20 protein-coding genes and 2 pseudogenes are annotated in these 25912 nt (G+C 70.1%); 14 read left to right on the forward strand and 8 right to left on the reverse strand.

Annotated elements, in window-relative coordinates; genetic code table 11:
- Positions 1-218 precede the first annotated feature (218 nt).
- Positions 219-1447, reverse strand: a protein-coding gene (locus tag CU254_RS11265; protein ID WP_234392813.1) for an IS3 family transposase whose coding sequence is annotated in 2 segments (ribosomal slippage) — positions 219-1168 and positions 1168-1447 — 1230 coding nt in all. Because the reading frame shifts where the segments join, the coding sequence is not laid out codon by codon here.
- 613 nt (positions 1448-2060) lie between these two features.
- Here CU254_RS11265 and aspS point away from each other — a divergent pair.
- The 4 genes from aspS to CU254_RS11290 all read left to right on the forward strand — a co-directional run bounded on the left by aspS (position 2061) and on the right by CU254_RS11290 (position 7679).
- Positions 2061-3857, forward strand: a complete 1797-nt coding sequence (gene aspS / locus CU254_RS11270) for an aspartate--tRNA ligase (RefSeq protein ID WP_009075716.1) — start codon at positions 2061-2063, stop codon at positions 3855-3857.
- Between the two features lie 52 nt (positions 3858-3909).
- Positions 3910-4851 carry a DUF389 domain-containing protein gene (locus tag CU254_RS11275; protein ID WP_009075720.1) on the forward strand — a complete coding sequence of 314 codons (942 nt, stop codon included), beginning with the start codon at positions 3910-3912 and terminating at the stop codon, positions 4849-4851.
- A gap of 69 nt (positions 4852-4920) precedes the next feature.
- Complete coding sequence (locus tag CU254_RS11280; protein ID WP_037713318.1) at positions 4921-6108, forward strand: hypothetical protein; 1188 nt, start codon at positions 4921-4923, stop codon at positions 6106-6108.
- Between the two features lie 719 nt (positions 6109-6827).
- Positions 6828-7679 carry an SGNH/GDSL hydrolase family protein gene (locus CU254_RS11290; RefSeq protein WP_037713320.1) on the forward strand — a complete coding sequence of 284 codons (852 nt, stop codon included), beginning with the start codon at positions 6828-6830 and terminating at the stop codon, positions 7677-7679.
- Here the strand turns inward: CU254_RS11290 and CU254_RS11295 are convergent.
- Positions 7645-8400: a metallophosphoesterase gene (locus CU254_RS11295; RefSeq protein ID WP_009075728.1), complete on the reverse strand. Its 756-nt coding sequence runs from the start codon at positions 8398-8400 to the stop codon at positions 7645-7647. The two genes, CU254_RS11290 and CU254_RS11295, sit on opposite strands and share 35 nt — an antisense overlap.
- 77 nt (positions 8401-8477) lie before the next feature.
- On the opposite strand from CU254_RS11295, the gene CU254_RS11300 reads away from it, so the two are divergent.
- Together CU254_RS11300 and CU254_RS11305 are read left to right on the forward strand one after the other, a co-directional pair.
- On the forward strand, positions 8478-9860 hold the full coding sequence (locus CU254_RS11300) for a replication-associated recombination protein A (RefSeq protein WP_009075730.1): 1383 nt from the start codon (positions 8478-8480) through the stop codon (positions 9858-9860).
- A 495-nt stretch (positions 9861-10355) separates the two neighbouring features.
- Positions 10356-11210: pseudogene (locus tag CU254_RS11305) on the forward strand (NAD(P)-dependent oxidoreductase); the annotation flags it as partial.
- Here the strand turns inward: CU254_RS11305 and CU254_RS11310 are convergent.
- Entirely contained in the window at positions 11200-12099 is a 900-nt protein-coding gene (locus CU254_RS11310) for a hypothetical protein (RefSeq protein ID WP_100266760.1), read from the reverse strand. The pseudogene CU254_RS11305 and the gene CU254_RS11310 sit on opposite strands and share 11 nt — an antisense overlap.
- A 155-nt stretch (positions 12100-12254) precedes the next feature.
- Here CU254_RS11310 and CU254_RS11315 point away from each other — a divergent pair, with 155 nt between their 5' ends.
- From CU254_RS11315 to CU254_RS11350, 8 genes and pseudogenes are all read left to right on the forward strand, one after another.
- The gene (locus tag CU254_RS11315; protein ID WP_009075734.1) at positions 12255-12659 is read left to right on the forward strand and encodes a DUF948 domain-containing protein; all 405 of its coding nucleotides are present in this window, start codon (positions 12255-12257) and stop codon (positions 12657-12659) included.
- The gene (locus CU254_RS11320; protein WP_037362888.1) at positions 12656-12958 is read left to right on the forward strand and encodes a hypothetical protein; all 303 of its coding nucleotides are present in this window, start codon (positions 12656-12658) and stop codon (positions 12956-12958) included. The genes CU254_RS11315 and CU254_RS11320 overlap by 4 nt, the downstream gene beginning before the upstream one ends.
- 80 nt (positions 12959-13038) lie before the next feature.
- Complete coding sequence (gene alaS / locus CU254_RS11325) at positions 13039-15702, forward strand: alanine--tRNA ligase (RefSeq protein ID WP_009075737.1); 2664 nt, start codon at positions 13039-13041, stop codon at positions 15700-15702.
- Positions 15692-16192, forward strand: coding sequence for a Holliday junction resolvase RuvX (ruvX, locus tag CU254_RS11330; protein ID WP_009075739.1), 501 nt, complete (start codon positions 15692-15694; stop codon positions 16190-16192). Before alaS ends, ruvX begins: the two co-directional genes overlap by 11 nt.
- Before the next feature lie 371 nt (positions 16193-16563).
- Entirely contained in the window at positions 16564-18534 is a 1971-nt protein-coding gene (mltG, locus tag CU254_RS11335; RefSeq protein ID WP_234392814.1) for an endolytic transglycosylase MltG, read from the forward strand.
- Complete coding sequence (locus CU254_RS11340) at positions 18521-19384, forward strand: shikimate dehydrogenase (protein ID WP_009075745.1); 864 nt, start codon at positions 18521-18523, stop codon at positions 19382-19384. The genes mltG and CU254_RS11340 overlap by 14 nt, the downstream gene beginning before the upstream one ends.
- Positions 19385-19428: 44 nt before the next feature.
- Positions 19429-19992, forward strand: a pseudogene (locus CU254_RS11345) (GrpB family protein); the annotation flags it as partial.
- Between the two features lie 25 nt (positions 19993-20017).
- Complete coding sequence (locus CU254_RS11350; RefSeq protein ID WP_037713325.1) at positions 20018-20962, forward strand: D-2-hydroxyacid dehydrogenase family protein; 945 nt, start codon at positions 20018-20020, stop codon at positions 20960-20962.
- Here the strand turns inward: CU254_RS11350 and CU254_RS11355 are convergent.
- The 5 genes from CU254_RS11355 to CU254_RS11375 all read right to left on the reverse strand — a co-directional run bounded on the left by CU254_RS11355 (position 20959) and on the right by CU254_RS11375 (position 25723).
- A complete protein-coding gene (locus tag CU254_RS11355; protein ID WP_009075752.1) occupies positions 20959-22455 on the reverse strand; it encodes an alpha/beta hydrolase in 1497 nt (498 codons plus the stop codon). The genes CU254_RS11350 and CU254_RS11355 overlap by 4 nt on opposite strands.
- On the reverse strand, positions 22452-23267 hold the full coding sequence (locus CU254_RS11360) for a serine hydrolase (RefSeq protein WP_009075754.1): 816 nt from the start codon (positions 23265-23267) through the stop codon (positions 22452-22454). The genes CU254_RS11355 and CU254_RS11360 overlap by 4 nt, the downstream gene beginning before the upstream one ends.
- Positions 23268-23391: 124 nt before the next feature.
- Positions 23392-23661, reverse strand: a complete 270-nt coding sequence (locus CU254_RS11365) for an HPr family phosphocarrier protein (protein ID WP_009075756.1) — start codon at positions 23659-23661, stop codon at positions 23392-23394.
- A 29-nt stretch (positions 23662-23690) separates the two neighbouring features.
- The gene (locus tag CU254_RS11370) at positions 23691-24929 is read right to left on the reverse strand and encodes a PTS transporter subunit EIIC (protein ID WP_009075757.1); all 1239 of its coding nucleotides are present in this window, start codon (positions 24927-24929) and stop codon (positions 23691-23693) included.
- Entirely contained in the window at positions 24926-25723 is a 798-nt protein-coding gene (locus CU254_RS11375) for a GntR family transcriptional regulator (RefSeq protein ID WP_009075759.1), read from the reverse strand. The genes CU254_RS11370 and CU254_RS11375 overlap by 4 nt, the downstream gene beginning before the upstream one ends.
- Between the last annotated feature and the right edge of the window lie 189 nt (positions 25724-25912).

The raw sequence follows: 25912 nt of genomic DNA on the forward strand, positions 1-25912 counted from the left end.
CATGCCGCATCGGAGGCTTTGGCGCGGCGAGCAGGGGAGCGCCGCTGCGATGGTCGCCGAACCTGGCTGCAGTACTTCAGGCCAGCGCGCTGCGTGGCGTGTGTCGTTCGGGCCAACTTGCTGCGTGGCGTGAGTCGTTCAGGCCGACTCGCTGCGTGGCGTGAGTGCTTCAGATCAACTTGAACCGCCCCGGGTTCGGTAGAGACTCGTTGTTGGGGTCAGGCGACCAGACTGATCAGGTCGCCGTCCTCGTACAGGGTCTCGAATTCGACGGGTGGCCGGTCGCCGCATGCTCCGTGGAGGCGCTGGGTGTTGTACCACTCGATCCACGCGGCAGTCGCGACGTCGACTTCTTGCTTATTGTGCCATGGCCCGTTCGGTTTAATCAACTCGGTTTTGTAGAGCCCGATGGTGGATTCCGCGAGCGCGTTATCGAGGGCATCGCCGACCGTGCCGATCGACGCGTCGATACCGGAATCAGCAAGATGCTGCGTGAATCGGAACGACGTGTATTGACTTCCGGCGTCGGAATGGTGGATCAGCTTGTCCTGCCCCTTTCGCCATCGGTAGTCCCGATGACGCAGTCCCTGCTCGATCGCGTCGAGCACGAGGTCGGTTTCCTTGGACATGCTCACGCGCCAGCCGACGATCCTGCGGGAGAACACATCGATCGCGAACGCGACGTAGACGGTGCCTGCCCAGGTCGCGACGTAGGTGAAGTCCGCTACCCGCAACCGATTCGGTGCACCTGCCGTGAACTGGCGGCTCACCAGGTCCGCGGCGCGGGCACCGCCGGGATCGGACACCGTGGTGCGCACCTTCTTCCCGCGGACCGCGCCGGCCAAGCCCATCGCGCGCATCAGTCGTTCCACCCGGCCCCGGCCCGCCCGAACGCCTTCCCGGTTCAGCTGACGCCATACCTTCCGGGCACCGTACACCAGGTAATTCTCGTCGTACACGCGCTGAATTTCCTTCTTCAACTCCTCATCGCGAACTTCCCTCGCCGACATCGGACGGGAAAGCGCGGCATAATAGGTGGACGGAGCGATCTTGATCCCGAACTCGGTCAGCACGGCACAGATCGGCTCGACTCCGAACCGGTCCCGATAATCCGTGATGAACGCTACGAGCGCGGCGGTCGAGGGTCGAGCTCCCTCGCGAAGAAAATCGATGCCGCTTTCAGGATCTCATTCGCCCGGCGCAACTCACGATTCTCACGCTCGAGCTCGCGCACCCGCTCCGACTCCGCAGTCGTGACACCCGGCCGCGCACCCTGATCGGTCTCAGCCTGCCGCACCCACCGGCGCAGCGACTCGGCCGACACCCCCACCTTCGCCGCGATCGACGTGATCGCCTCCCACTGCGACGAGTACTGCTCTACCTGCTCAAACACCAACGCAACCGCGCGCTCACGCACCTCACGCGGATGCCTCGAAGACCGGCCCATAACTCCATCCTCACTCACACGATGGAGCCTCCATCAAACCCGGGGCGGTTCAACTTGCTGCGTGGCGTGAGTTCTTCGGGCCAACTTGCTTCGCGGTGTGAGTCGTTCAGGCCAACTCGCTGCGCGGCGTGAGTACTTCAGGCCTGGCCGCTGCCCGGCGTGGCCGGACGGGCCCGGGGGCCGCCCGCCCACGCCCAGCGACGAACGACGTCCACCCGCCTCGTCGGCGGAGGTGTACGTCGCGCGCCCGCCCGGCGCTTCGGCTTGCTGCCTTGTCAGCCCGAGCGATATCTGCCGAGCGCGCCCCGAGCCCGGTGCCCGGCTCGAGCAACCGCCCCGAACAACGCTCGAACCCCGCCGCTCCCGCCAAACCCGAGCCAGCCCCATCGAGTCCGCCGCCCGCGAACCCAGCCGCAAGCGCGGCCAGGCTCGGCCAGCAGCCTCGACCAGCCCCAACTCCCGCCTCCGGCACCCGGCCCGCCAGCCCGGACCCAAACCTGCCCGCGCCCCCGGACACCGAGTTCGTTAGCCTCTGTATCCGGCGAAATGCGTGTTCCACCGAACCCGCACCCCGCCGCACCCGAACCTCGTGGACTTAGGGAGAGCAGTCGCAGTGCTCCGCACTCATCAAGCCGGCACTCTGCGTGCCGGGCAGGCCGGTCAGACCGTCACCCTCACCGGCTGGGTGGCGCGGCGGCGCGATCACGGCGGAGTCATCTTCATCGACCTCCGGGACGCCAGCGGCGTCGCGCAGGTCGTGTTCCGCGAGGGCGAGATGGCCGAGCGCGCGCACGCGCTGCGCTCCGAATTCTGCGTGAAGGTCGTCGGCGAGGTGTCGAAGCGGCCCGAGGGCAACGCGAACCCGGACATCGCCACCGGCGAGATCGAGGTCCTCGCCACCGAGCTGGAAGTGCTGTCCGAGGCCGCTCCGCTGCCGTTCCCGATCGACGACCGGGTCGACGTCGGCGAGGAGGTCCGGCTCAAGTACCGCTACCTCGACCTGCGCCGCAGCGGCCCGGCGGCGGCGATCCGGCTGCGCAGCGAGGTCAGCCGCGTCGCGCGCGAGGTGCTGCACGCGCAGGACTTCGTCGAGATCGAGACGCCGACGATGACCCGCTCCACCCCGGAAGGCGCCCGCGACTTCCTCGTGCCCGCGCGGCTCAAGCCCGGCTCCTGGTACGCCCTGCCGCAGTCGCCGCAGCTGTTCAAGCAGCTGCTCATGGTCGGCGGCATGGAACGCTACTTCCAGATCGCCCGCTGCTACCGCGACGAGGACTTCCGCGCCGACCGGCAGCCCGAGTTCACGCAGCTCGACATCGAGATGAGCTTCGTCGAGCAGGACGACGTCATCGCGGTCGGCGAGGCGATCGTCAAGGCGCTGTGGAAGCTGATCGGCCACGAGATCGCCACCCCGATCCCGCGGATCACCTACCGCGAGGCGATGGCGAAGTACGGCTCCGACAAGCCGGACCTGCGCTTCGACCTCGAGATCACCGAACTCACCGACTTCTTCTCCGACACGCCGTTCCGCGTGTTCCAGGCCCCGTACGTCGGCGCGGTCGTCATGGCCGGCGGCGCCTCGCAGCCGCGCCGTCAGCTCGACGCCTGGCAGGAGTGGGCGAAGCAGCGCGGTGCGAAGGGCCTGGCGTACGTCCTGGTCAACGAGGACGGCACACTCGGCGGCCCGGTCGCCAAGAACCTGTCCGAGACCGAGCGCGCGAACGTCGCGGAAGCCGCGGGCGCGAAGCCCGGCGACTGCATTTTCTTCGCCGCGGGCAAGGTTTCCGCCGCCCAGCCGCTGCTCGGCGCCGCGCGCGACGAGATCGGCCGCAAGCTCGGCCTGATCGACGAGGACGCCTGGTCGTTCGTCTGGGTCGTGGACGCGCCGCTGTTCGCGCCGGTCGAGGACATCGGCGACGACGTCGCGGTCGGCTCCGGCAAGTGGACCGCCGTGCACCACGCGTTCACCTCGCCGACCCCGGAGTGGATCGACAAGTTCGAGCAGGACCCGGGCAACGCGCTCGCCTACGCCTATGACCTCGTCTGCAACGGCAACGAGATCGGCGGCGGCTCGATCCGTATCCACCGCGAGGACGTCCAGAAGCGCGTGTTCGCGCTGATGGGCCTCGGCGAGGAGGAAGCGCAGGAGAAGTTCGGCTTCCTGCTCGAGGCGTTCCAGTTCGGCGCGCCCCCGCACGGCGGCATCGCGTTCGGCTGGGACCGCATCGTCATGCTGCTGGCCAAGGCCGACTCGCTGCGCGACGTGATCGCGTTCCCGAAGACCGGCGGCGGCTACGACCCGCTCACCGCCGCGCCCGCGCCGATCACCGCGCAGCAGCGCAAGGAAGCCGGGATCGACGCGAAACCGGCTGTCCCGCAGAGCAAACCGGCTGCCGCCCAGGAGAAGTAGTGGCCGCGCGCAGCGGGTCCGGTGAGGGCGGCCGGCGAGGCGGGGCGGGCTAGTGCTGCATCTCAGGGCGATCTGCCCTCCGGAGAGCACTGACGAGGCGCTCAAGCTGCTGTACACCCACCCGGGCGCGGCGCATTTGATCGTGCACCGCGGGGCGTCCGTCTCGCCCGAGGGCGACCTCATCGAGGCGGACATCGCGCGGGAGGCGGCCGACGACATCGTCGACGCCTTGTGCACGCTCGGCCTCGACCGCACCGGCGGCATCACCATGGAATCGCTGGACACCGCGCTTTCCGACGCCGCCGACGCGGCCGAGGAAGCCGCTCCCGGCGAAGGCGCGGACGCGGTCGTGTGGCAGGAGCTGCTCGGCCGCACCGGCGAGGAATCGCGGTGGAACGCCACGTTCCAGGCTTTCCTCGCCATCGCGTGCCTGCTCGCCGCGGTCGGCGTGCTGACCGACTCGTCGGTGACGATCGTCGGCGCGATGGTGGTCGGCCCGGAGTTCGGCCCGCTCGCCGCGATCGCGGTCGGCATGGTGCTGCGCCGCTGGGACCTGGTGCGCCGCGCCGGGGTCGCGCTGGCCGTCGGCTTCCCGGTGTCGATGGCGATCACGCTGCTCGGCGTGCTGCTCGGCAGCTCGGCCGAGTTGTTCGATCCGCACGCGATAGTGAATAACCACCAGGTCGATTTCGTGTACCAGGTCGGACCGGCGTCGTTCGTGGTGGCATTGCTCGCCGGGGCGGCCGGAATGCTCGCGATGACGTCGGCGAAATCGGCCGCGCTGGTCGGCGTGTTCATTTCGGTGACGACGGTGCCCGCGGCCGGTTACGCCATGGTCGCGGCGGTCGCCGGACGGTGGGACCGGACCGGTTTTTCGGTGCTGCAGCTGCTGGTCAACCTCTTCGGAATCGTTCTTGCTGCGGCCATTGTGCTGATAGTTCGCCGACGCAAGCAACGTTCCGCGGCGTTGCTGCGTCCGCTTTCCCGTGGGTGATTCCGGGCGCGTCCCGGCGCCCGGAACGTTGTGGTCATGGTTGCTCAGTCACGAGTAGGGTCGGTGACAATGACAGTCGACACCTCCTCCGCCGGCGACGCTGGAGTCCGGGCGGAAGCCGGGGAACTCGCAGTCGCCGCGGCCGTCGCGGCGGGCGAGGCGGTGCTCACGCGCCGGTTCGGGAGCGCGATCACCCTGGTCTCGCCCGAACACCTCTCCGGAAGCGGTCCGGCGACGGTCGTCCGGGCCCGGGTCGTGTCTTCCTCCTTCGCCCTGCCGCGCACGCTCGTGGTCAAGCACTATCCCGACCCCGCGGAACCCGGCCGGGTCGATCCGTTCGCCCAGGAAGCCGTCAGCTACCAGCTGTTCACCGCACTGGCGCCGGACGAGCGAATGTGCCCGGAACTCCTGGCCCACGACGGCGGCCACCGCGTGCTGGTGATCGAGGACCTGGGCCGCGCGCCGACCCTGCAGGACAAGTTGGCCGCCCGCGACTCCCGGGCAGCCGAACGAGCCCTCCTGTCGTGGGCCCGCTCGCTGGGCCGCCTGCACGCCAGCACCGCCAGCCGGGAAGCCGATTTCAACGCCCTGCTGCGCCGTTTGGGCGGCCCGATCCGAACCGACGACGACGGTCTGACGGACCTGGCCGAGGACGTCGAAGAACTCCTCTCGGAGTTGCTGGACGTGCCCGTCCCGGAGTCAGTGCGCGAACGCCTCGCCGAAGCCGTCGCCCAAGCCCGGTCACCTGCCTTCCGCGCCTTCAGCCCCGTCGAACTGGCCCCGGAAAACAACCTGGTCACCGGCTCGGGAGTCCGCTTCCTGGACTTCGAACGCGGCCGCGTCCGCACCGCCTTGGTCGACGCCTCCTGCCTCCGGCTGCCGTTCGTGTCGGACCCCCGCGCGATGGCGCTGCCCGCGGGCATGAGCGAAGCGATGATCGCCGCCTGGCGAGCCGAAATCGTCGACGTATGGCCCTCCTTCGCCGACGACGTCGAGCTGGCGAAGCAACTCACCATCAGCGAAATGCTGCAGGTCTGGCAAATCACCCGCGAACTGCTCCCGGGCCTGGACCTGACCAGGCACGCGACCCCAGTAAGCCGCGAAGCCGCCCTGGTCACGTGGTGGCGCGAACTGGCACGGCACGCGGGCTACTCGCGCCTGACCGAGGTCGCCGAACACTCCACCCGAGTCGCCGCCGCCCTGGCCGCCCGCCTGGGCCCGCACGCCGACCTGGCCTTCTATCCCGCCTTCCGCTGACCCCCCCCGCACCTGCCCGCCCGTCCGTGAGGGCCACCTTCACGGACTCTGAGTCCCTCAGGGTTCCCCTCACGACCCGCCTGCGTCCGCGAGCCGGGCCCCCAATGTGGCATTGGTTGCGTCAGACGCACCGAACGCCACATTGGGTGCGTCGCATGCACCCAATGCCACATTGGGGCGCAATGCCCGCCTACCGCGAACCCGCCGCCGATCCCCGCACCGCGCGCACCTCGTCATTCGCCGCAGCCGGTGCACCCAACGCCGCTCTAGCCGCACGCCGCGAGCCACACGACCCCACCACCCAAGCTGCCGCCGCCGCACCCACGCCACTTCGGGCGCTAACCGCACGTCGCGTCCACCACCGCAACCACACACCCAAGCCGCGCAACAAACCGCCGCCGCTGCACCCAACCATCGAGGCACCGACCAAACCGCCGCCGATGCACCCAACTCCGGGGGCACCCAGCCCTCCCCCAACCCCGATACGAAGCCTCTCTGCGGTTCGGGGGTGCTTGTCAAGGCATCTTTCCCGCCTTGACAAGCACCCCCGAACCGTCAGCACAATCAAACTTCGGGGTGCCCCACGCAACCCAGGCGGCAATGTCGCCGCCAGGCGACGAGCCGACAGAACCCCCAAACCAACCACCCAGTACCGGAAGTTCCCACCTCCGTCCATACCGCGTTACCTCCCCATCACCAGCGGTGAGCCTCAATACCGGATGGTCTTGGTCGTGACCGTGATCAGCGTCGGAGTCACCCCACCCGCAGAACCAGCCCCGGCCCCCCACCCGAAAACCCAGCCCCGCCGAGCGACCCGCCTGGCAGTCCTAGGCGACTCGACCGCGGTAGGCCTAGGCGACCCCCTCCCCAACCGCGGCGGATGGCGCGGCGTGGGCCCCTTGGTCGCAGAAGCACTGGGCATCGACGAATCCGGCTACCTGAACCCGTCCTTCACCGGTGCCCGCATGTCCTGCGTCCGCACCGACCAACTACCGCAAACAATCGCCCACCGACCGGACATCGCCCTGGTCGTAGTAGGGATGAACGACACCCTCCGCCCCGACTTCGACCCGGACAAGGTCGCCGCGGACCTGACCGCGATCGTCCGCGAACTGGCCGCAGTCGGGACCACCGTCCTCCCGGTACGTTTCCACGACCACAGCAAGGTCTTCCGCCTCCCGCCGTCCCTGAAGCGAGCCCTCAGCGCCCGCGTGCGGGAACTGAACGAGGCGATCGATCGAGTGGTGGAAACAGAAGGCATCGGCTGCCTGAACCTGGACACGCTCCCCGGTGCCTACGACCTCACCGTCTGGAGCGTCGACCGCCTGCACCCCTCCGAACTGGGCCACCGCCTGCTCGCCGAAGGTTTCGCGAACCTGGCCGCGGCAGCCGGTTTCGAGGTGCCGCAGCCGGTAAGCCTTGTCTGCTCCGGCGGCGTCGAACCCAGCGCAGCCGCCCACTTCGGCTGGCTCGTGGCGAAGGGCGTGCCGTGGCTCTGGCGGCGCGGACGCGAGTTCCTGCCTTACGCGGCGGTCATCATGTGGCGTTCGTTCCGCGAGCGCGTGGGCTGAATACCCGCAACGCCTCCGCATCCGACGCGGGATTCCGTACGAAATAGTCGTTCCAGTCCTGGATTCCGGGATACTCCGACCGGTCCGCCAGCGCCCGGCACACGGCTTCGGCGTCGTAAGCGGTACGCCGCAACTCGACGCCAGGGCCGAGCCGCGCCCAGTGTGCACCCGTTGTGCCGTAAGGCATTCCGACGCTGCCCGGGTTCAGGATCCGGCACCGGTCGGCCAACCGCAGGAACGGCATGTGGGTATGCCCGCACACCACCGTTTCCGCCGTGACGCCGTCCAGAACTTCCGCCCAGCGCGACAACGGGCTGTCCACGAGCGCGACCTCTTCGTCGTCGCGCGGAGTGGCGTGGCAGAACAGCACCTCGCCGAGGCCGTCGATTTCCAGCGTCACTGTCAACGGCAATCCGGCGAGCAGCGCCACTTGGTCCGGTCGCAGCTGTGTCGCCGCCCACGGCCCGATCGGGTCCGGGATCTGGGTGGGGCCGCCGCCGGCGAGGGTGACGAGTTCGCGGTCGGCGTTGCCGCGCACCCACACCGCGCGATCGCCGAGCGAAACCAGCCGGTCGAGGGTTTGCCGGGGGAGCGGTCCGGCGGCGTGGTCGCCGCACAGGACCACCAGGTCGGCAGCCTGGACGTCGGGTTCGGCGAGGACCGCGTCGAGCGCGGGAAGCACGCCATGGATGTCGGACAACACCGCGACCGAGGAGACCATCGCCCCAGTCTGCCCCTCCGGCCGCGCCGCGGGGCCGGGCGAGCGGGATTGTCGGGGTGGTCGGATACCGTCGTGAGGTGGCACAGGACGAACTCTTCACGGTGAACCCCGACGTGGGGCCGCCGCCGGAACCCTCCGGAGCGAACCAGGCCGAACTGCAGGCCGACCCGGCGACGTCGCCGCTCGCGGTCCGGATGCGGCCGCGCACGCTCGACGAGGTGGTCGGGCAGCAGCACCTGCTGCGGGAAGGGGCTCCGCTGCGCCGCCTGGTCGAGGGGGCCGCCCCGGCGTCCGTGCTGCTCTACGGCCCGCCCGGCACCGGCAAGACCACGCTGGCGAACCTGGTGTCGATCGCCACCGGCCGCCGGTTCGTCGCGATGTCCGCGCTGTCGGCGGGCGTCAAGGAGGTGCGCGGCGTCATCGAGGAGGCGCGGCGACGCCGGCAGTACAACACCGAGAACACCGTCCTGTTCATCGACGAGGTGCACCGGTTCTCCAAGACCCAGCAGGACGCGCTGCTCGGCGCGGTCGAAGACCGGACCGTGCTGCTGGTGGCGGCGACTACGGAGAACCCGTCGTTCTCGGTGGTGTCCCCGCTGCTGTCGCGCTCTTTGGTGCTGCAGCTGCGGCCGCTCACGGACGACGACATCGTCGCGGTGCTGGAGCGCGCCTTGGCCGACGAGCGTGGGCTCGGTGGCGAACTCACGCTGACAGACGACGCGCGGGCGCACCTCGTGCGGCTCGCTGGCGGGGATGCGCGGCGTGCGCTCACCGCGCTGGAGGCGGCTGCGGATGCTGCTTCCGCGACGGAGAACAAGACGATCGATCTGGCCGTGGTTGAGTCCACTGTGGACAAAGCGGCGGTGCGTTACGACCGCGACGGTGATCAGCACTACGACGTGATCAGTGCGTTCATCAAGTCGATCCGCGGGTCGGATGTCGACGCGGCGTTGCATTACCTGGCGCGGATGATCGAGGCGGGGGAGGATCCGCGGTTCCTCGCGCGGCGGCTGGTGGTGCACGCGAGCGAGGACGTCGGGCTGGCGGATCCGACGGCGTTGCAGGCGGCGGTCGCGGCGGCGCACGCGGTGCAGTTCATCGGGATGCCGGAGGGGCGGCTCGCGTTGGCGCAGGCGACGATACATCTCGCGACTGCGCCTAAGTCGAATGCGGTGGTTACGGCTATCGATTCGGCGTTGAGTGATGTTCGGGCTGGGGCTATCGGGACGGTGCCGCCGCATCTGCGGGACGGGCACTATGCCGGGGCCAAGCAGTTGGGGAATGCGCAGGGGTATCGGTATCCGCATAACGTGCCGGAGGGGGTGCTGGCGCAGCAGTATCCGCCGGATGAGCTGGTGGGGCGGGATTATTACGAGCCGACTCAGCGGGGTGGGGAGCGGACCTTGGCGGAGCGGGTGCCTCGGTTGCGGCGGACTGTTCGGGGGGAGCGGCAGGGGTGAGTCGGGCGGCTCGTCGCCTGGTGGCGACATTGCGCCGGAGTGGTTGCGTGGGGCACCCCGAGAGCCGATTGTGCTGACGGTTCGGGGGTGCTTGTCAAGGCGGGAAAGATGCCTTGACAAGCACCCCCGAACCGCAGGGCGGCTTTGTATCGGGGTTGGGGGAGGGGTGGGTGCCCCCGGGGTTGGGTGCAGCGGCGGCGGTTTTTCCGCGGTTTGGGTGCTGCGCTGTTTGGCTGCGGCGGTGGCGGTTGTTGCGCGGCTTGAGTGGGTGGTTGCTGTTGGGGCGCGGTGTGCGGTTTGCGCCCCAATGTGGCATTGGGTGCGTGGGATGCACCGAATGCCACATTGGGTGCGTTACACGCACCAAACGCCGCGTTGGGTGGGTCTGAGGTGGTTGTGACGGAGGGGGAGGGTCCGGTTTCCCGTTAGTGTGGTCGAGGGCGGCGCTGGGGGAGCGCTGATCGTGCCGAGTCGCAGGGGTGGCGGCACGATGGCCGGATGACCACAGTCGCATTCTTGGGCACCGGGATCATGGGCCGTCCGATGGCCGCCAATCTTGCTCGCGCTGGGGTGAGCGTGCGGGCGTGGAATCGGACTCGGGCTAAGGCTGAGCCGCTGGGCGCGGAGGGCGTTGCCGTTGTCGAGTCTCCTCGCGAAGCGGTGAAGGGGGCTGATTTCCTCGTCACCATGCTTTCGGACGGGCCTGCGGTCGCTGAAGTCTTTCGCGGGCTCTCGCTGGAACCGGGGACGATTTGGCTGCAGACCAGCACCGTGGGGGTCGATTGGGTTGATCGGCTTGCTGAGGCGTCCGTCGCGGCCGGGGTGCCGTTTGTCGATTGTCCGGTGATGGGGACGAAGGGGCCCGCCGAGCAGGGGCAGCTTCAGGTGCTCGCTGCTGGGCCGGACAACGTGCACGACGGGGCGGCGGAGGTGTTTGACGCCATCGGCTCCCGGACCCGCTGGCTCGGTACTGAACCTGGGACGGCGACGCGGCTCAAGCTCGTGATGAACGCGTGGATTCTCGCGCTCACCAACGGCACCGGGGAGAGTCTCGCCCTCGCGAAGGTGCTGGGGGTGGATCCGCAGTTGTTCTTCGACGTCATGAGCGGCACCGGGTTCGACGTGCCGTACGCGCGGGCGAAGGGACCCATGATGCTGTCCGGCGAGTATCCGGCCAGCTTTCCGGCATCGCTCGCGGCGAAGGACGCGCGGCTTGTCGTGGAGGCTGCGGGGCACGCGATCGACGTCGGCGGGGCTGCGGCCGCGTTGGCGCATCTGGAAGCCGCGGTCGAGGCGGGGCACGGTGAGGACGACATGGCGGCGGTGTACGAGGGGATCGTCAAGCGTTGAGCAATGACGCGACCCGGTCGACGCCGATGCCGGAGACGAGCAGGCGTTCCTTCGCGTTGCCGAGCAGTCGTGCGGTCCAGGGGGTGAAGCCGCCGTCGCCGACGGGGGTCAGGCCGGTGCCGAAGTCGGCGGTGACGGTGAAGCAGAGGCCGGAGTAGTAGTCGCGGCCTACCGCGCGGTCTGGGGCAGCTGAGACGGCTACGTCGGGCAGGGCGTCTTGCACTGAGTCAGCGAAGTCGGCGAAGCGGGTGTCCAAAGTGGTCACTTCGAAGCCTGCGGCATGGGCGCCGGCGGTGCGTACCGCGGTGGTGAGGAAGCGCGCGTGCTCGATCAGGTGCTCGCGTTCGAAGGACCGGTTGCCTCGGTCGCGACCGGCGGTGATGGCTGCGAAGAGGGAGAAGTGCGCGAAGAGTCCGGGGGCCGGAGGTTGGGCTCGGACGACGCGTTGCACGGTGGTGAGCCGGACTGGCGAGGAGCCGGTGCGGCGGAGTGCGGCTTCCAGGGCGAGTCCGTTCGTCGGGTCCGCGGCGACTTCGGTGCCGCGGCCGGTGGGGACGACGCGGTGCTGGGCCAGTCCGGCCACTGTGGAATGGGTGCCGAGCGGGGCGACCGGGGAGAGGGTCACCCGTTCGAATTCCGGCGGCGCGGCGGAAAGCAGGGAGTCTTCGACCCGCCGCAGTACCTCGAACGGCAACGGCGCGGGCGTGGTGAAGCGGTCCTCGCGGTAGCGGCGCAGGACATCCGGCCCGCGCAGTTTCGCGGCTCGGCGGCGGGCTACTTCCAGCTGCAGCGTCGTCAGGTCCGCGCCGGAAAGGCCGGCGAGCACGTCGGCGGCGGGGCCGCCCGGTCCGGCGAGCACGCGGGGGAGCGGGCCGTTCGAGGAGTCCATCCGGCGAGGAGACCAGGCCGGACGAGTTTCCGCGAACGGTTTTCCGCGAACGGCGACTGCGCTGGGTGACCACTGCGGCGGGGGGTCCCCGCCGAGAAGCGCCGCAGGCGGTAACCTCACACCACCTAAGACCCCGCACCACCCGAGGAGGGCCCGTGTCGGCAGGGCAGATCGCCGCGCTGATCGCCGCAGGAGCTTTCGTACTGCTGGTCTTGCTGCTGGCGATCCCGCTGCTCAAGCTCGGCCGCACGCTGGACGAGGCGACGATCGCGATCCGCAAGGCGCACGAGAACAGCGACCCGATCCTGATCGGGGCCAACGAGACGATCACGCACGTCAACACGCAGCTCGAGCGGGTCGACGGGATCACCGCGAACGCACAGGCGGTGAGCGGCAACGTGTCCGCGCTCTCGTCGGTGTTCACCGCGACGCTCGGCGGCCCCCTGGTGAAGACCGCCGCGCTGTCGTACGGGATCAGCAAGGCCCTCCGCGCGCGCCGCAAGAAGCAGGAAGCCAAGGCCTCGAAGGCGCAGCGCCCGGCCCGCCGGGGGAAGAAGTGAAGCGGCTGTTCTGGCTCGGGGTCGGGGTCGTCGCGGGAGTCGCGCTGAGCCGCAAGGCCAGCGAAACCGCTCGTCAGGCCACGCCGGCCGGGTTAGCATCGAACTTGGGCGACGCCGTGCGGGAACTCGCGGGCGCCGTCGGTTCTTTCGGCGCCGAGGTGCGCGCCGGGATGAACGAACGGGAACAGGAGCTGCACGACATGGTCGAGGAGCGGACCGCCGCCGTCGCGCCGCCTTCGGGTGCGGGCAGGCACGCCGCACGTCGCCCCGCCCGGCGAGCTCGCCGGGCGGAGGGCTGATCTCCGCGCGCCTTCCGCCGCCTCCGACCCCCGTTTCCTTTCCCGGCCGAATCCGGGTCTCCAGCACAAGGACTTCACCCGTGGACACACACGAGATCACTGACCGTTTCCTGCGCCACTTCGAAAGCCGGGGCCACACGCGCGTGCCGAGCGCCCCGCTGATCCTCGACGACCCGAACCTGCTGTTCGTCAACGCGGGCATGGTCCAGTTCAAGCCGTATTTCCTCGGCGAGGCCCCGCCGCCGTACCCGCGCGCGACCTCGGTGCAGAAGTGCGTGCGCACGCCGGACATCGACGAGGTCGGCAAGACCACCCGGCACAACACGTTCTTCCAGATGGCGGGCAACTTCTCGTTCGGCGACTACTTCAAGGAAGGCGCGATCGAGAACGCCTGGGAGCTGATCACCAAGTCCCAGGACGACGGGGGCTTCGGCCTCGACCCGGACCGGATCTGGGCGACCGTCTACGAGAAGGACAGCGAGGCGGCCGGGCTGTGGCGCAAGCTCACCGGCCTGCCCAGCGACCGGATCCAGGTCCGCGACGGCAAGGACAACTACTGGGACATGGGCGTGCCCGGTCCCGGCGGCCCGTGCTCGGAGATCTACTACGACCGCGGCCCCGCGTACGGCCGCGAAGGCGGCCCGGTCGCCGACGAGGACCGCTACATCGAGATCTGGAACCTCGTCTTCATGCAGGACGTCCGCGGCGACCAGAGCCCGAAGCTGGGCCACCCGCCGATCGGCGAGCTGCCGAAGAAGAACATCGACACCGGCATGGGCGTCGAGCGCGTCGCGACGATCCTGCAGGGCGTCGAGAACGTGTACGAGACCGACCTGGTGCGCCCGGTGATCGGCCGCGCCGAGGAGTTCTCCGGCCGCCGCTACGGCGCCAACCACGCCGACGACGTGCGCTTCCGCGTCATCGCCGACCACGCGCGCACCGGCGTGCTGCTGATCGGCGACGGCGTCACCCCGGGCAACGACGGCCGCGGCTACGTGCTGCGCCGCCTGCTGCGCCGCATCGTCCGCTCCACGCGCCTGCTGGGCGTGCAGGAGCCGGTGCTGCAGGAGTTCGCGAAGGTCGTCAGCCAGACCATGGGCCCGACCTATCCCGAGCTGATCAGCGGCTTCGACCGGATCTCCGAGGTCGTGCGCGTCGAGGAGGAAGCGTTCCTCGCCACCCTCACCAGCGGTTCGCGCATCTTCGATCTGGCTGCGGCCGAGACGAAGAAGGGCGGCGGCGACGTGCTCGCCGGCGACAAGGCGTTCCAGCTGCACGACACCTACGGCTTCCCGATCGACCTGACCCTCGAAATGGCGGCCGAACAGGGCCTGACCGTCGACGAGGCGGGCTTCCGCACGCTCATGGAGGAGCAGCGCAAGCGCGCCAAGGCGGACGCGGCGGCGCGCAAGAGCGGCCACGGCGACCTGTCCGAGTACCGCAAGGTCCTGGAGCAGCACGGCGAGACCGAGTTCCTCGGCTACACCGAACTGCAGGCGGACGCGAAGGTCGTCGGCCTGCTCGAAGACGGCCTGCCGGTGCGCAGCGTCGCCGCGGGCCGCAAGGCCGAGCTGGTGCTCGACCGCACCCCGTTCTACGCCGAGAGCGGCGGGCAGATCGCCGACACCGGCGTCCTGGTCGGCGACGGCGTCGAGCTGAAGGTGCTCGACGTGCAGAAGATCGTGCCCGGCCTGTTCGTGCACCGCGTCGAGGTGACCCAGGGCGAGGTCGGCATCGACACCCGGCTCACCGGATCGGTGGACGCGAACCGCCGGCTCTCGATCGAGCGCTCGCACTCGGCGACGCACCTCGTGCACGCGGCGGTCCGCGGCGCGTACGGCAAGCGCGCGGCGCAGGCCGGTTCGCTCAACGCGCCGGGCCGGATGCGGTTCGACTTCACCACGCCGGGCGCGGTGTCGACCGACATCCTCACCGAGGTCGAGCAGGAAGTGAACGACTACCTGCAGACCGACGTCGAGGTGCAGAGCTACACCACGACCAAGGACAAGGCGCTCGAACTGGGCGCGGTCGCGCTGTTCGGCGAGAAGTACGGCAACGACGTCCGCGTCGTCGACATGGGCGAGTACTCGCGCGAGCTGTGCGGCGGCACGCACGTCGGCCGGATCGGCCAGCTGGGCCTGGTCAAGCTGGTGTCGGACGCGTCGGTCGGCTCCGGCGTGCACCGCGTCGAGGCGCTGGTCGGCCCGGACGCGCTGAAGCACGTCCGCAAGGAGCAGCTGCTCGTGTCGCAGCTGGCGAACACGTTCAAGGTGCCGTCGGACGAACTGCCCGGCCGGATCGAGGACGTGCTGTCCCGGCTGAAGAACGCCGAGAAGGAGATCGAGCAGCTGCGCACGCAGCAGGTCCTCGGCTCGGCCGGCGCGCTGGCGGACAAGGCGCAGGACGTCTCCGGCGTCTCGGTGGTCGCCGAGGTCGTGCCGGACGTCGACGGCAACGGCCTGCGCGCGCTCGCCTCCGACATCCGCGGCCGCCTCGGCGACCGCCCCGGCGTGGTCGCGCTGTTCGCGCCTTCGGGGGAGAAGGTGGCCTTCGTGGTCGCCACGACCTCGGCGGCGCGCGACAAGGGCATCGCGGCGGGCAAGCTCGTGCCGTCGTTCGCCGAGGCGATCGGCGGACGCGGCGGCGGCAAGCCGGACATGGCCCAGGGCGGAGGCAGCAACCCGGCGGGCGCGGAGCAGGCCGTGACGGCGCTGCGCGCGGCGGTCGCGAACCTTGGCCGCTAACCCCCGGAGAGGCCCGGATCGGCCCGGCGAGTCCGATCCGGGACGGGGCAGGCGGCTCGCGGTCGACGTCGGCTCTGTCCGGGTGGGGGTCGCGCTGAGCGATCCCGCCCCCGTCCTCGCGAGCCCGCTCGTTACCCTCTCCCGTGATGCGAAGGACGACAGCGATCTGGACCGGCTTGCCGAACTCGTCACCGAACACGAGGTGGTCGAGGTGATCGTGGGCTTGCCGAGGACGCTGGCGAACCGGCAGGGCGCGGCCGCGGACCTCGCGCTCGCGTATGCGGAGAAGCTCGCCGGGCGCGTGGGGGACGTGCCCGTGCGGCTGGCAGACGAGCGGTTGACGACGGTCACCGCGTCGCGAATGCTGTCCCAGCGGGGGGTCAAGGGACGCAAGCAGCGCGCCGTGGTGGACCAGGCAGCGGCAGTCGAGATCCTGCAGGCCTGGCTCGACGCCGCCGCCGCGCACCGCGCCCGGAAAGGCGACTCATGACCGACCCCCGCGGCCCCGGCAACCCGGGTGGCCGCCGTCGGCTGCGCAACCCCGACACGCCGGAGATGCCGGACCCCGCGGCGGGTCCCGGCGCTCCGGGCGGGCGGCGCAGGCGACGCGAGCCCGAAGACGAACCGCCTCCTCGTCGCGCGCCGGAAGGCATGCCGCCCGGGGAACGGCGACGTGCGCGTGGCGACGCTCCTCAGCGTCCGCCCGCGGCGGAAGGACGCCGACGCGCTCCCGAAGGACCGACCCGTCGCGTCGAACCGGATGCGGTGCCTCCTCCGCCTCCTGCCGAACCGCCGCGTCGCCCGGCCGCCGACGTGCCGCCGACCCGGCGCCGTCGTCCGGCGCCGCCGCAGGACCGGCCGATGCGGTCGACGGAGGACTGGGACTTGCCGCCGCACGCGGCCGACGACCTTCCGCGCGCCCGGCCGCGCCGCATCACTCCGGGCGAGGCCCCGGCGGCCGGGAACGACCTGCCGCCCGCGGACGTCGAGCCGCCCGCCGGTCGACGCCGTCGCCGCGAAGACGGTCCGCCGGTAGACGCGGAACCTCTTTCCGGCCGTCGCCGCCTCGAAGACGCGCCCCCGCCGGGCGAGCCGCCCGCCGGCCGTCGCCGCCGGCGCGAGGACATTCCGCCGCCCGTCGACGTCGAGCCGCCGTCCGGCCGCCGTCGCCGGGACGACGTCGACCTGCCGGTGGACGCGGCCGCTCCGGGCCGTCGCCGGGCGCCGGAGATGCCGCCGCCCCCACCGGCCCGGCGCGCTCCCGCTCCGCCGCCGGACGGCTCCCTGCCGCCGGATCCCCGGTTCGCCGAAGCTTCGATGCCGCGTGATCCCCGGTTCGCGGACGCGTCGATGCCGCCGGACCCGCGCTTCGCCGAGGCCTCGATGCCGCGTGATCCCCGGTTCGCCGACGCTTCCATGCCGCGCGACCCGCGTTTCGCGGACGCGTCGATGCCCCGCGATCCGCGCACCCAGCCGCCGCGCCGGCAGCCGGTCGAGCAGCCCACCGAGGTGATCCCGACCGTGCCCGACGCCGCGCACGAACCGGAGCACCCGGACGAGCAGCACATCGACGGCCTCTTCGAGGACGAGTACGACGAATACGGCGAGTACGAGGACTACGACGAGGAGTACGACGGCTACGACGAGGACGGCTACCCCGCCGACGACGGGGCCGAGCCGCCGGTCGAGGAGCCGCCCGCGAAGAAGCCGCGCAAGAAGCGCAAGCGCGCGATCGGCTGGATCGCCGCGCTGCTCGTGCTCGTCCTGCTCAGCGGCGGGGCCTATTTCGGGTACCAGAAGATCTTCGGCTACGCGGACTTCGACGGCCCCGGCGACGGCGACGCGCTCGTGCAGGTCGAACAGGGCGACACGACGTCCGCCATCGGTGCGAAGCTCACCGACGCGGGCGTGGTCGCGAGTTCCCGCGCGTTCGTGAAGGCGGGCGCGGAGAACACCGCGCTGAGCAAGATCCAGCAGGGCTACTACCTGCTGCGCCAGCACATGTCCGGCGAGGGCGCGGTCGACCTGATCACCTCGCCGACCGCGCGCGTCGGGCGGCTGGAAATCCGGCCGTACACGCAGTTCGACGACATCACCCAGCCCGACGGCAAGGTCACGCCGGGCGTGTACAGCCTGATGTCGAAGGCTTCGTGCGCGACTATGAACGGCAAGAGCACCTGCGTCCCGGTGGCCGAGCTGCGCAAGACCGTCGCGGACGCCGATCTCAAGGCTCTCGGCGCGCCGGAGTGGGCGCTGGCCGACGCGGGCAAGGCGCTGAGCAAGGACAAACGTCTGGAAGGCCTGATCGCGCCCGGCGTGTACGACGTGAAACCCGGCTGGAGCGCGACCGAGCTGATCACCGACCTGGTGAAGCAGTCGGCCGATTCGATCCAGGCGGCCGGGCTCACCGCGCAGAACACCGGGCCGGGGATGTCGCCGTACCAGACGCTGATCATCGCGTCGCTCATCGAGCGCGAGGCGATCAAACCGGACTTCGGCAAGATCTCGCGGGTGATCTACAACCGGCTCGCGCAGCGCATCCGGCTGCAGCTGGACTCGACGGTCAACTACGTGCTGGACCGCCCGACGCTGCTCACCAAACCCGAGGACCGGGCGAAGGCCGGACCGTACAACACCTACGCCAACTACGGTCTCCCGCCGACGCCGATCGCGGTGCCCAGCATGGACGCGATCAAGGCCGCGGTCAGCCCGACTCCCGGCGACTGGGTGTACTTCGTGAAATGCGAGAAGGACGGGCATTCCTGCTTCGCGGTCACGAATGACCAGCACAACGAGAACCGGCACCTGGCGGAGCAGCGTGGCGTCATCTGACCGGCCGCGCCGCGCGGCGGTCCTGGGCAAGCCGGTGGCGCATTCGCTGTCGCCGGTGCTGCACCGCGCGGCGTTCGCGGCGCTCGGCTTGGACGGCTGGACCTACGACCGGGTCGAGACGGACGCCGCCGAACTGCCCGGGTTCGTCGACGGTCTCGGCCCGGAGTGGGTCGGTCTCTCGGTCACCATGCCGGGCAAGCGAGCCGCGCTCGACTACGCCGCCGAGGTCACCCCGCGCGCGGCCGCGGTCGGGGCGGCGAACACGCTCGTGCGGCGTCCGGACGGCTGGCTCGCCGACTGCACCGACGTCGACGGGGTGACCGGTGCCCTGAAGTGCGCCGGCGGTTACTCGCCTTCCGCGAGCGACCAGGCCGTGGTGCTCGGAGCGGGCGGGACGGCCGCGGCTGCGGTGGTCGCATTGGCCGCGCTGGGCGTCGCGAGGGTGCGGTTAGTGGTGCGGGAACCGGCGCGGGCTTCGGAAACCGTGGACGCGGCCAAGCGGGCGGGGCTGGACGTGGACGTGCTGCGCTGGTCCGAAGCGGACTTCGCGGAGCTGGCGGACACCACGGCGGTGCTGGTCAACACGGTGCCGCCGGACGCGGTCGTGCCGCACCTGGCGGAACTGTCCCGGATCGGCAGCGTGCTCGACGTGATTTACCACCCGTGGCCGACGCCGCTGGCCGAAGCGGTCGGACAGCGCGGCGGACGGATCGCGACCGGGCTCGACATGTTGCTGCACCAGGCATTCGGGCAAGCGGAGCATTTCACCGGACAACCGGCGCCACGCGAGGAAATGCGGGTGGCGCTGCGCGAGGCGAGCGGAAACATCCTGCCGTTGCCGATTTCCTGATAGCCTGGTCGGCTGGTTTTCAGCTGACGTCAGGGGGAATCACTGTGTCCAGCCAAAAGTTCAGCGAGGAAGAAATCCAAGCGGCGTGGGTCGGAGAGGCTCCGAAACACGACTCCACCATCACGCTCGTCGAGTATGACCCGGAATGGCCGCGGCTCTACGAACGCGAGGCGGCGCGGATCCGCGAGGTGCTCGGGGACCGCGTCGTGCTGCTCGAGCACATCGGATCCACGTCGGTGCCCGGCCTCGCCGCCAAGCCGGTCATCGACATCCAGCTCGAAGTGCCCGCTTCCGACGACGAGGCGGCATATGTGCCCGATCTCGAAGCCGCGGGCTACCGGTTGGTGATCCGCGAGCCGGACTGGGAAAAGCACCGCATGTTCAAGGGTCCGGACACGAACATCAACCTGCACGTCCATTCTCCGGGCAACGGCGAAACCGAACGGCATCGGCTGTTTCTCGGCCGCCTGCGCAGCCATCCGGAGGAACTGGAGCTGTACCTGGCGAAGAAACGCGAACTCGCCGCGCGGACCTGGGAGTACGTCCAGAACTACGCGGACGCGAAGGGCGACGTGATCAACGAGATCATCGAGCGGGCGCGCAACGCCTGACCCGCGGGTTACGGTGGGCGGCATGAAGATCGCGATCCTCGACGACTATCAGAACGTGGCTCTCCAGTGCGCCGACTGGGCGCCGCTCGGGGCGGAGATCGAGGTGTTCACGAAGCCGTTCGCCGGGCCAGACGACGTGGTGGCACGGCTCGCCGGGTTCGACGTGGTGGTCGCGATGCGCGAGCGCACGCCGTTCCCGGCCGCGGTGCTCGACCGGCTGCCCGCGTTGAAACTGCTGGTCAGCACCGGTCGCCGGAACGCGGCGATCGATCTGGACGCGGCCAAGCGCGGCGGCGTGGTGGTGTCCGCGACCGGGGCCCTCGCGTCGCCGACGGTGGAACACACGTGGGCGCTCATCCTGGCCGGCGCGCGCAATCTGCCGGTGGAGTTCCGTTCGATGCGCGAGGGCGGCTGGCAGGTTGGCCTCGGAATGGCCTTGAAGGGCAAGACGCTCGGCCTGCTCGGGCTCGGCAGGATGGGGTCCGAGGTCGCCCGGATCGGCCAGGCGTTCGGGATGGAACCGATTGCGTGGAGCCAAAACCTCACGCCGGAGCGGGCGGCCGAACACGGCGTCACGGCAGTGTCCAAAGAGGACTTGTTCGCGCGGGCGGATGTGCTTTCGGTCCACTTGGTCCTGTCCGAGCGCACGCGCGGATTGGTCGGTGCCGCCGAATTCGCCGCGATGAAGCCGACCGCGCTGCTGGTGAACACCTCGCGCGGGCCGATTGTCGACGAGTCGGCGTTGCTGGATGCATTGCGCGGCAAGAAGATCGCTGCGGCCGCACTGGATGTCTACGACGTGGAGCCGCTGCCCGCGGACCATCCGCTGCGGACGTTGGACAACGCGATCCTGACCCCGCACATCGGGTACGTGAGCCGGGAAACCTACGAGATTTTCTACGGCGGCGCGGTGGAGGACATCGCCGCGTTCCAAGCGGGCGAGCCGATCAACGTGCTGAACGGCTAGGGGAACGGCCGGACCTCCGGCGGGTAAACCGTCCCGTCCGGAGGCACGGTCAAATCCGCGAAATACCGGGCCATCGCGGCGGAAGCGGCCGTGCTGGGCACGTCGAGCGTGGTGTGCCCGGCGCCGTCCACCACGACCACATGGCCGTCGCCGAGTTCCCGCGCGGTGGCCTGGGCGTTGGCGAGCGGCGTGACCGGGTCGTTCCGGTTGGCCAGGATCAGGATCGGGTGCTGGCGCGGCCGGTTCCACGGCCCGAGGTACCGGTCCTCGTCCCGCGCGGGCCAGCCGACGCACTGCGCCATCGAAAACACTGGTGCCACCCCGAAATACGGCTGCCGTTTGGCTTCGGCGGCGGCGAGTTCGGGGTACTTGGCGGTGTCCTGCGGGAGTTCGCTGTCCAGGCACTGCACCGCGAGGAACCCGGGCGAATGCGTGGGCACGCGCGGGTCGAGCACCGGCGCGGGGGAGACCGGCGACGACGGCACCAACCCGGCGAGCGTCTTCGCGAGGCGCGGCCACCGGGACGATTGATACAGCGCGCGGTCGATCGTTTCCAGTAACGACGAGACCGTCATGCCGCCGACCGGACCATGCGTCAGCCGGGCGAAAATGGCGGCGAATTTCTGTTTCAGGTCACCGCCGGCGAATGCGCATTTGCCCGGTCCAGCTGCGGCGCAGGCGGCGAAGAACGCCTCGAGTTCCTGTTGCTGTGCAGTCGCGACGTCGGCACGCACGTCGACCGGCTTGTCCTGCTGTCCCGGCTGTCCGGTGGCGTTCGCGACGAGGTCGAGCGTCCCGTCGAGGACCATCGCGCGCAGCTTGTCGTGGAACAGGTTCGCGTAGGTGCCGCCGAGATACGTGCCGTACGAGTAGCCGTAGAAGTTCAGCTGCTTCTCGCCCAGCGCCTGGCGGAGCAAATCCAGGTCCCGTGCGACATTCGCGGTCGACAGATGCGACAGCTCGGCGCCGGTGCCGGCCGCGCAAGCTTTGCCGACGGCTGCACTCGCTGCCCAGAACGCCGCGCTGTCCCGCAACGGCGAACCGGCCGCGGGCGGCGTCCCCGGGCACTGCACCGGAGCGCTGCCGCCGATCCCGCGCGGATCGAAGCTCACCAGGTCGAATTTGGCCCGCAGCTCCTCCGGATACCGCGGGCCGAACCGCATCAGCTCGCCGACGCCGTCGGTGCCCGGCCCGCCGAAATTGATCACCAGCGACCCGACGCGGTGCGCGGGATCGGTGGCGGGCAGGCGAATCACCGAGAGATTCAGCTTCGCGCCGCCGGGATCGCGATAGCTCAACGGAACCGGCGCGATCGCGCATTGGAAACCGCCGTGGCACGGCGCCCAGTCGAGTTTGGGGGCCGCGGCACCGTTGGTGCCCATTGGCAGCGGGGCGTTCGGGGCGGGCAATGCCTGCGGCGCTTGGGTTTGCGCGGCCGGTGCGGAACAGCTCGCGACGAGCAGCAGCGCGGCCAGCGCGGCCCGGAATCTCACGCGGAGAGTTCCGCCAGCACGGCGTCAGTAAAGGGCGGCCACACTTGCGCGGCCCACGGCCCGAACGACCGGTCGGCGAGCGCGACGCACGCGTGGCCCGCTTCCGGGTCCACCCACAGGAACGTGCCGGACTGCCCGAAGTGGCCGAACGTGCGCGGCGAACTGTTCGCGCCCGTCCAGTGCGGGCTCTTGTGGTCGCGCAGTTCGAAGCCGAGACCCCAGTCGTTCGGCTTCTGGTGCCCGAAGCCGGGCAGCACGCCGTTCAGCCCCGGGAACGCGATTTCGGTGGCCGCCTTCAGGGTTTCCGGCGCGAGCAGCTTCGGGGCCTGCAGTTCCGCGGCGAACCGCAGCAGATCGTCCACTGTGGACACCGCACCCGCGGCGGGAGAGCCGTCCAGATGGGTCGACGTCATGCCGAGCGGTTCGAACAGCGCTTCCCGCTGGTATTCGGCGAACGCGATGCCGGAATGCTCGGCGAGCGCGTCGGCGAGTTCCTCGAACCCGGCGTTGGAGTACAGCCGGCGCGTGCCCGGCTCGGCCATCGCCTTGTGCGCGTCGAAGGCGAGCCCGGAGGTGTGCGCGAGCAGGTGCGCGACGGTGGACCCTTCCGGTCCGGCAGGCGTGTCCAGTTCGACGACGCCCTCTTCGATCGCGATGTGCGCGGCGTAGGCGGTGAGCAGCTTGGTGACCGACGCGAGCCGGAACGGGCGGGCCGGGTCGCCGTGGCGTCCGCGCACCTCGCCGGAAGCGGAGACCACCCCGGCCGCGGCGTTGTCCACTGGCCATTCGTCGATCAGGCGCAGACTCTCCATGCCCGCCAGCGTAATAGGGCCCGCGCGGGGACCGGTTCGCAGTGCCCGGACGCGACGAACCGTGTGGGGCCCCGGAGGTTCCGGTGCCCCGCACGGTCCGTGTTTTCCCCGTGGAGCGGTATCGCTACTGAGCGTCGAGATCGGTGGCGACCAGTTCGGCGACGGCCTCGACCGCCGCCTCGGCACCGTCTCCTTCGGCGCTGATCACGACCTCGTCGCCGTAAGCGGCGGCGAGGGTCATCAGGTTGAGGACGCTGCCGGCGGCCACCGGTTCGCCGCCGTTCTTGGCGATCTGCACCGCCACGGGCTGGGCCGCGGCCGCCTTGGCGACCAGAGCGGCCGGACGGGCGTGCAGCCCCACCTTGCTGGCCACGGTGACGCGTTTCTCCGGCATGGGGTACCTCTCTTGCTGGTTTTCGGGTGTTACTTGGCGGCCGTGCGCTCGAGGTCGCCCTCGATCGAGTCGTCCTCGCGGCCCGGCGTGCGCAGGTTGAACTTGGTGATCACGACGCGGAACACCACGTAGTAGATCACGGCGAACACGAGCCCGATCGGGATCAGCAGCCACGCCTTGTGCGCGGTGTCCAGCGACGAGTTCAGCGCGAAGTCGATCGCGCCGCCGGAGAACGAGAAGCCGAGGTGGATGCCCAGCGCGTTGCAGACCGCCAGCGAGATGCCGGTCATCACCGCGTGGAAGATGTACAGCGGCCACGCGACGAACATGAACGCGAACTCGATCGGCTCGGTGACGCCGGTGACGAAGGCGGTGAGCGCGGCCGAGATCATGATGCTGCCGACGAGCTTGCGCTGGCCGGGACGCGCGGTGTGCACGATCGCGAACGCCGCGGCCGGGAGCGCGAACATCATGATCGGGAAGAACCCGGTCATGAACGCGCCGGAGCCCTGGACGTGGCCGAAGAAGTTGTTCAGGTCGCCGCCGCCGAAGATGAACCACACCGGCACGTTCAGCAGCTGGTGCAGGCCGACCGGGATGAGCAGGCGGTTGAGCAGGCCGTAGATGCCGCCGCCGAGGACCGGGGAGCCGGTGACGGCCTTGCCCGCGGAGGTGATCGCGTCGTCGACGTACTTGAAGACCAGGCCGAAGATCACGCCGAGCACGAGCATCGCCAGCGCGGTGATGATCGGCACGAACCGGCGGCCGCCGAAGAAGGCCAGCCAGGACGGCAGCTTGATCCGGTGGTACCGCTGCCACAGCAGCGCCGCCACGATGCCGGACACGATGCCGGTCAGCACGCTGTAGGGCCAGTGGATCGGCGCGAGGTCCCATCCGGGCTTGTAGCCCTGCTGGCTCTTGATCGGGGCGATCACCTGGATCACGTTGTTGAACACGACCCAGCCGATGACCGCGGCGACGGCGGTCGAGCCGTCGCCCTTGCGGGCGAACCCGACCGCGATGCCGATCGCGAAGATCAGCGGCAGCCAGTTGAAGATGCTGCCGCCCGCCGCGCCGATCACGTCGGCGGCCTTGCCCCAGTTCAGTCCGTCCTTGCCCAGGACGTCGTCTTGGCCGAGCCGGTTCAGCAGACCGGCCGCGGGCAGGGTCGCGATCGGCAGCATGAGGCTGCGGCCGAAGCGCTGCAGCCCGGCGAGGCCGCCGCCCTTCTTCTTCCCGCCGGCCCCAGCCGCGGTGGTGGCGCTCATCGGATACCTCCATTGTGGGGTTGGTCGCCGGAACCCGGGGAGTTCCGGTCCAGCTGCATGGTCACCTGGTAGTGGTCGCCCCGGTACCAGGACGTCATGTCCTCGACCGGTTCGCCGCCGGAGCTGGAGACCCGGCGGAACACCAGGAGCGGACTGCCGGTGCGCATGCCGAGCAGGCGCGCCGTTTCGCGGTCCGCGGATTCGGCCCACACCGTCTGGTACGCCTGGTCCGGCCGCAGCGAGAACGCGTCGGCCAGCTGGGCGTACAGCGAACGGGTCAGGTCGAGGTCGAGCAGGCCGGGGGTCCGGCCCGCGTGGTACCAGCCGCGTTCCACGGCCAGCGGAACGCCGTCGGCGCGCCGCAGCCGCACGAGCCGGTGCGCGGGCACGCCCTCGGCGAGGCCGAGCGCGTGCGCCGAAGTCACCGGCGGGACCTCGGTCGAGGTCGAGATCACTTCGGTGGTCGGGGTGAGCCCGCGCCGGCGCATGTCGTCGGTGAACGACATCAGGTACACCTGCAGTTCCATCCGCCGGGCGGCGGTGAAGGTGCCCTTGCCCCTGACCCGGGCCAGCAGTCCTTCCTCGACGAGCTTCCCGATCGCCGAGCGGACGGTGAGCCGCGAAACGCCGTAGTGCTGCGCGAGCTCTCGCTCGGACGGGATCGGCGAGCCCGGCGGGAGCTCGCGCTCCACCAGGCGGCGCAGGATCTCCCGCAGCTGCGCGTGCTTCGGGGTCGGCCCGTTGACCACGCGGTCGGCGGGGTCGGACGGCGGAATGTGCGCGGCCGCACTCATCTCGGTGTCACCCTCCCTCGCTTCTCGCGCACCGGGGGCCGGTGCTCGCGTCCGCGCCGGAAGATTGGTACGTTCCGGTCTAGACCAATGATCTGATGGGGCAGGATGCTCCGCAGCGCGAGCAGGTGTCAACCACCGTTATCCGTTCGTGGCCGGGCTCGCTCGGCAAGGCGGCAAACGGCGTAGTAA

The organism is Amycolatopsis sp. AA4 (genome assembly GCF_002796545.1).
Classification (GTDB): domain Bacteria; phylum Actinomycetota; class Actinomycetes; order Mycobacteriales; family Pseudonocardiaceae; genus Amycolatopsis.

Excerpts from the sequence above, each read along its gene's own strand:
- CU254_RS11280 (WP_037713318.1), top strand. The coding sequence starts at position 4,921 with ATGACAGTCGACACCTCCTCCGCCGGCGACGCTGGAGTCCGGGCGGAA.
- CU254_RS11290 (WP_037713320.1), top strand. The coding sequence starts at position 6,828 with ATGGTCTTGGTCGTGACCGTGATCAGCGTCGGAGTCACCCCACCCGCA.
- CU254_RS11310 (WP_100266760.1), bottom strand. The coding sequence starts at position 12,099 with ATGGACTCCTCGAACGGCCCGCTCCCCCGCGTGCTCGCCGGACCGGGC.
- CU254_RS11350 (WP_037713325.1), top strand. The coding sequence starts at position 20,018 with ATGAAGATCGCGATCCTCGACGACTATCAGAACGTGGCTCTCCAGTGC.
- CU254_RS11360 (WP_009075754.1), bottom strand. The coding sequence starts at position 23,267 with ATGGAGAGTCTGCGCCTGATCGACGAATGGCCAGTGGACAACGCCGCG.
- mltG (WP_234392814.1), top strand. The coding sequence starts at position 16,564 with ATGCGGTCGACGGAGGACTGGGACTTGCCGCCGCACGCGGCCGACGAC.
- CU254_RS11365 (WP_009075756.1), bottom strand. The coding sequence starts at position 23,661 with ATGCCGGAGAAACGCGTCACCGTGGCCAGCAAGGTGGGGCTGCACGCC.
- CU254_RS11295 (WP_009075728.1), bottom strand. The coding sequence starts at position 8,400 with ATGGTCTCCTCGGTCGCGGTGTTGTCCGACATCCATGGCGTGCTTCCC.
- CU254_RS11370 (WP_009075757.1), bottom strand. The coding sequence starts at position 24,929 with ATGAGCGCCACCACCGCGGCTGGGGCCGGCGGGAAGAAGAAGGGCGGC.
- CU254_RS11375 (WP_009075759.1), bottom strand. The coding sequence starts at position 25,723 with ATGAGTGCGGCCGCGCACATTCCGCCGTCCGACCCCGCCGACCGCGTG.